This window comes from Escherichia sp. MOD1-EC6842, from assembly GCF_002965705.1.
Taxonomy (GTDB): Bacteria; Pseudomonadota; Gammaproteobacteria; order Enterobacterales; family Enterobacteriaceae; genus Escherichia; species Escherichia ruysiae.
In genome coordinates this window covers 1-851 of the sequence record NZ_PTRF01000056.1, presented here as the reverse complement: position 1 = coordinate 851, position 851 = coordinate 1, and the positions used below count along the sequence as shown (strand labels likewise).

Genomic DNA, 851 nt, shown 5'->3' with positions numbered 1-851 from the left:
ACCTGGATGCCCGTACTGACATACATGACAGAAGGCTATGATTTAACCGGTGATAACGCCACGCTGGACATCAGCCAGCAGGCGCATGTTTCCGGGGATGTTCATGCAACCAGTTCATCCACAATTCGTATTGGCTCCGAAAACCCTGGTTCAGTTTCCTCTTCTGTCTCCCCTGTTCTGGCTGCCGGGTTGTTCAGCGGATATAACGCGGCGTACTACGGCGCCATCACCGGCGGTAAAGGAAACGTCAGGATGAACAGTGGTCTGTGGCAGCTGACCGGAGACTCCGACATCAACAGTCTGACGACCCGCAACAGCCGGGTACAGTCTGAAGAAAACGGTGCCTTCCGTACCCTGACGGTTAAGACACTGGATGCCACGGGCAGTGACTTTGTCCTGCGCACTGACCTGAAGAACGCCGATAAAATCAGCGTGACGGAGAAAGCCAGCGGCTCAGACAACACCCTGAATGTCAGCTTTATGAAGAACCCGACCCCGGGGCAGTCCCTGAACATCCCGCTGGTCAGCGCGCCGGCCGGAACATCAGAGGATATCTTTAAGGCCGGCACCCGGGTGACAGGCTTCAGCCGGGTAACACCGACGCTGCGTGTTGACACCACTGGTGGCAGTACGCAATGGATTCTGGATGGTTTCAGGACGGAAGCCGATAAAGCGGCTGCAGCGAAGGCGGACAGTTTCATGAATGCCGGCTACAAAAACTTTATGACGGAAGTTAACAACCTGAACAAACGTATGGGTGAGCTGCGTGACACGAACGGTGATGCCGGTGCCTGGGCCCGTATCATGAACGGCGCCGGTTCAGCCGATGGCGGGTATAGCGATAATTACAC

1 protein-coding gene is annotated in these 851 nt (G+C 55.8%); it reads left to right on the top strand.

Going from position 1 to position 851, the window contains the following annotated elements; all coding sequences use genetic code 11:
• The coding region (locus A7Z29_RS23055) for an autotransporter outer membrane beta-barrel domain-containing protein (protein WP_123058437.1) at positions 1-851 on the top strand (851 nt) is incomplete at both ends.